Annotated in this window: 8 protein-coding genes and 1 pseudogene; 3 read left to right on the plus strand and 6 right to left on the minus strand. The window is 34.8% G+C overall.

What is annotated here, in order from left to right:
• Positions 1-256: IS630 transposase-related protein (locus ARSQ2_RS06550; protein ID WP_238334356.1), on the minus strand; the 256-nt coding region annotated here is incomplete at its 3' end.
• 57 nt (positions 257-313) lie between these two features.
• On the opposite strand from ARSQ2_RS06550, the gene ARSQ2_RS14220 reads away from it, so the two are divergent.
• From ARSQ2_RS14220 to fldB, 3 genes and pseudogenes are all read left to right on the plus strand, one after another.
• Positions 314-745: a S8 family serine peptidase gene (locus ARSQ2_RS14220; protein ID WP_338078261.1), complete on the plus strand. Its 432-nt coding sequence runs from the start codon at positions 314-316 to the stop codon at positions 743-745.
• A 57-nt stretch (positions 746-802) separates the two neighbouring features.
• The gene (locus ARSQ2_RS14225; protein ID WP_181994780.1) at positions 803-1,099 is read left to right on the plus strand and encodes a S8 family serine peptidase; all 297 of its coding nucleotides are present in this window, start codon (positions 803-805) and stop codon (positions 1,097-1,099) included.
• 476 nt (positions 1,100-1,575) lie between these two features.
• A pseudogene (gene fldB / locus ARSQ2_RS06565) lies at positions 1,576-2,082 on the plus strand (flavodoxin FldB).
• A 180-nt stretch (positions 2,083-2,262) separates the two neighbouring features.
• Here fldB and ARSQ2_RS06570 read toward each other — a convergent pair.
• The 5 genes from ARSQ2_RS06570 to ARSQ2_RS12765 form a co-directional block, all read right to left on the minus strand.
• A complete protein-coding gene (locus ARSQ2_RS06570; RefSeq protein WP_181994781.1) occupies positions 2,263-2,451 on the minus strand; it encodes a hypothetical protein in 189 nt (62 codons plus the stop codon).
• Positions 2,412-2,720 (minus strand): transposase, encoded by a 309-nt coding sequence (locus tag ARSQ2_RS06575; protein WP_238334357.1) that lies wholly within the window; start codon positions 2,718-2,720, stop codon positions 2,412-2,414. Before ARSQ2_RS06575 ends, ARSQ2_RS06570 begins: the two co-directional genes overlap by 40 nt.
• Positions 2,609-3,229: an IS630 transposase-related protein gene (locus ARSQ2_RS12760; protein ID WP_238334358.1), complete on the minus strand. Its 621-nt coding sequence runs from the start codon at positions 3,227-3,229 to the stop codon at positions 2,609-2,611. Before ARSQ2_RS12760 ends, ARSQ2_RS06575 begins: the two co-directional genes overlap by 112 nt.
• Before the next feature lie 722 nt (positions 3,230-3,951).
• The gene (locus ARSQ2_RS06585; protein ID WP_238334360.1) at positions 3,952-4,251 is read right to left on the minus strand and encodes a transposase; all 300 of its coding nucleotides are present in this window, start codon (positions 4,249-4,251) and stop codon (positions 3,952-3,954) included.
• On the minus strand, positions 4,161-4,370 hold a 210-nt coding region (locus ARSQ2_RS12765; RefSeq protein WP_238334359.1), incomplete at its 5' end, for a hypothetical protein. The genes ARSQ2_RS12765 and ARSQ2_RS06585, both read right to left, overlap by 91 nt.

Consider the following 4,370-nt stretch of genomic DNA (forward strand, 5'->3'; position numbering starts at 1 on the left):
ATGGCCTTCTGATAAACGCCAAAACGCTCTGCACGCTCTTTTGGTCAGCATCTGGATATTGTTCAACATCTTTTATCAACTCGGATTTATCGATTTTTCGCTGACGCGTAGTCGATGCTTTTGGCTCTATTTGATTAATCCAACGCGATACAGATGCAGAGCCAATCCGAAATTGCTTCCTGGTTTCTCGGATACTCAATCCTTCTTCCTCCATCGTAAATATCACTTTACGTCTAAAATCAATTGAATAGCTCATATAAATAATGTCATCAAAATTAAGTCTCTTAGCTATAATTTACAAAGAAAAAGTTTTATAAATCTATCACCTGAGTATCCACTTAAAAATGAAGATGGCACCGCAGTTGCTGGAATAATGTATCCCAAAGATATGGGATTGGGTATAAAAGGATTAGTGCATGGAGCAGATACTTTTTATGGTGTTTCAGAAGCGCCAGCAGGACGAGTTAATGGAATTGCTAAAGCATTAAAATACTTAAGAGCGGGAGACGTATTTATTTATGAATTACAATCCATGGGACCACCTAATAGATATGTCCCAGCCGATTACCAAAAAGCGGTTTGGGATATTACAAAAGAAGCCACTGATGCCGGCATTATTGTCATTATGGCTGCTGGCAATGGCCCTGAAGATTTAGATCATAAATTATATAGTGAATATAGAAATCGTAATGACGATGCTGATAACGGTGCAATTCGTGTTGGTGCAGGTGATAAAAATACTTGATCCCCACTGATTTCAGAACTTATGGTAGCATGATACATGTGCAAGGATGGGGGCTAAATGTTGTCACAACCGGCTATAACGATCTCTACAATACCGGTTGAGCATAATAATTATACCCATACTTTTTCCGGGACATCATCTGCTACGCCGATTGTCGCTTCCGCTGTTGTGGCGATCCAATCATGGTATAAACAGAATATTGGTGAGGTTATTAAACCAAAAGACATGCGTTCACTGTTAATCGAAACAGGCACACCGCAAGGATGCCATCAAACTAGTAATAAATGGATAAATATTGGTACATTACCTAATGTACGCCGAGCAATTAGTACATTACAAAAACGTTTACAATAAATAAGAGCTAAACATGATCACTAATAATATAATATCTTGCCATGTGATAATTTTTTAGCAAATTAACTTAAAACCAGATCGCGACATTTATCTTTTAGACTAATTAAGATCTGGTTTTTTATCCCATTATCTGAAAAAATAAGATTAAATATTATAAAAAATAGAAAATAGCATAAAAAAGCCAGTTTTAACTGGCAAACATATCAAACACAACACCAGGGAAAGTCTCTATCTAACAAGAATAGAATGAACAAATAAGGCGTAGAAATTGGAAGGATTAATTAGAGGATAGGTTAAAAATAATTATTTTCTATCTTTATTCATGATAATATGAGGCATATCAAAAAACAGTCATCTTACATTAAGGTTAATGAAATAATATGGCTTATAATTCAACCGATAAATTAACCTTAATTAACTGAATTATAATATTTTTTAATGTTTTTCTGCTATAATATTCTATTATTACTCGCAAAATGAAAATCGGTCTTTTTTATAGTTCCGGTACCTGCTACACCGAAATGGTTGCAGAAAAAATCCAGTATAATCTAGGTTAAGAATTAGTTGATTTACATAATCTTAAAGATATTTCGCCGCAATTAATGGAAAATTACCAAATTCTGATTTTAGGTATTCCTACCTAGGATTTCGGCGAACTACAAGAAGACTGGCAAGCAATTTCGGATCAACTCTGTTCGTTAAATTTAGCTGGCAAAATTGTATCCCTATATGGTTTAGGCGATCAAATCGATTATAGCGACTGGTTTCTTGACTCACTAGGTATGCTTTATGAGCAGCTATTACAGATGGATGTAAAATTTGTCGGCTTTTGGCCTACAACAGGATATACCTTTAGTAGCCTTAAACCATTAACCACTGGTGGTAGCCAATTTGTCGGACTAGCGCTCGATGAAACCAACCAATTTGAACAAACGGATGAACGAATAGAACAGTGGTGTATGCAAATATTAAATGAAATATAGCTAAGCGTCTTAATTTTGATTACAAAATATATGTTTTTCTTAAATATAAATTTACTGATATACAGTAATTACTTGTAATCATTTTAAAGTCGTCCAGCTATACCACAACTAATCCCATCAGTGACAATAAAGTAAAACTGAAAGATCTGTTATCAAATATTGCAGAAAAAGAGAAAAGTGTTAAACAGCAGTAATCTGAGAAAAATCATTTACTTGATCAATTGAAAAATCAGGAAAAAATATTGCTGCTGCTGGAAGAGCATTACATGAAACACGGAAAAAACTTTGGCAGTTAGCAAAAGAACTATAGCTAATCGACTTAATTTTGATTACACCATATTCAGTGCGAACAAAATATCTGTGTCGCATCCGAGCGCTCTTTTTTTACATTTAGCTTGTGCCCATTTATGTTCAATTGGATTAAGATCTGGCGAATAGGTAGGCAAATATTCCACCATATGCCCCCCATCGATGATGACTTGTTGAATACTCTGTTTCTTGTGAAAAGTTGCATTATCCATCATGATTACACTGTTTTTAGGAAGGACTGGGATAAGGACTTGGGTGACCCATGCATAGAAAACATCGCTGTTAATATTGATATCAAATAATCCGATAGCAAACAGCGTTGTGCCCAATAAAGCGCCGATAACATTTGTTCTTTCTTTAGCTCCTCAGTTCTTGAGACCAACACACCGTTGACCTTTCTGGGAATAGCGGTGAGTCCGCGGGGTATCGTGTAAAAAACCACTTTCATCAATAAAAACAATATGCTTGCCTTCTTTTCATACTGTTTTTTTGTTGAAACGTTTGTCGAGTGTTTTCGTCGGCTTTCGGATGACGTAGAGTTTTTTTTATAGGTCAATCCCATTTTTTTGAGAGCTTGCCAAATAGCCTTATGACAAACGCCAAAACGCTTTGCACGCTCTTTTTGGTAAGCATCTGGATATTGTTCAACATCTTTTATCAACTCGGATTTATCGATTTTTCGCTGACGCGTAGTCGATGCTTTTGGCTCGATTTGATTAATCCAACGCGATACAGATGCAGAGCCAATCCGAAATTGCTTCGCTGTTTCTCGGATACTCAACCCTTCTTCTTCCATCATAAATATCATTTTACGTCTAAAATCAATTGAATAGCTCATGTAAATAATGTCATCAAAATTAAGTCGCTTAGCTATACTATGATCAAATTTAGATTTTTGATTTTAAATAATTTATTTATTAATCGAGTTATTTAATTAATTTTAAAGCAAATAAATATTACATGAATTAGGTACATCACTTAATTTATTTTGACTAACCCGTCACTTTTTAAAATTGATTACTTCCTTGCAATATGGTTAAAGTTAACGGCTTAAACGTAGGAAAGTTATGTTCTCCATCAATAAAATAAACTTTAATCCATTACCTAATTATTAATCCGATACCCAAAGAGCTTCTTCCCCACTTTCGACTATCGAAAAACAACATATTCATTTCCTGGATTCACTCTATGCAAATGAAAATATTAGTTACCCGTTACACTCTTATGACGAAGCTTTAGCACTTTTAACACCACTCTACAATAAATATTATCGCTGGGCGACTTTAAAATGATTACAAGTAATTACTCTATATCAGTAAATTTATATTAGAGAAAAACATATATTTTGTAATCAAAATTAAAACGCTTAGCTATAATAAATATGCAATTAACTCAGCGCTTTTTATATCGATATTTGAACATTATACTATTGATATCATTATTAAATATGATTGCGTTTACCAGTTTGGTAGGAGAAAAAAATGATAATGCCAATGGCAGAAAAGCAACCACACAAAATGGTGTTACATGGTGATAGCCGAATTGATATAGCTAAGCGACTTAATTTTGATTACACCCCATATTGAGTGCGAACAAAATATCTGTGTCGCATCCGAGCGCTCTTTTTTTGCATTTAGCTTGTGCCCATTTATGTTCAATTGGATTAAGATCTTGCGAATAGGTAGGCAAATATTCCACCATATGCCCCGCATCGATGATGACTTGTTGAATACTCTGTTTCTTGTGAAAAGTTGCATTATCCATCATGATTACACTGTTTTTAGGAAGTACTGGGATAAGGACTTGGGTGACCCATGCATAGAAAACATCGCTGTTAATATTGATATCAAATAATCCGATAGCAAATAGCGTTGTGCCCAATAAAGCGCCGATAACATTTGTTTTTCCTTTAGCTCCTCAGTTCTTGAGACCAACACACCGTTGACCTTTCTGGGAATAGCCGTGAGTCCGCGGGGTAT

The sequence above is a fragment of the Arsenophonus endosymbiont of Bemisia tabaci Q2 genome, assembly GCF_902713415.1.
In the GTDB taxonomy this organism is placed as follows: domain Bacteria; phylum Pseudomonadota; class Gammaproteobacteria; order Enterobacterales; family Enterobacteriaceae; genus Arsenophonus.

Coding starts and splice junctions, on each gene's coding strand:
- ARSQ2_RS12760 (WP_238334358.1), bottom strand. CDS start 3,229: ATGAGCTATTCAATTGATTTTAGACGTAAAATGATATTTATGATGGAA.
- ARSQ2_RS14225 (WP_181994780.1), top strand. CDS start 803: ATGTTGTCACAACCGGCTATAACGATCTCTACAATACCGGTTGAGCAT.
- ARSQ2_RS06570 (WP_181994781.1), bottom strand. CDS start 2,451: ATGCGACACAGATATTTTGTTCGCACTGAATATGGTGTAATCAAAATT.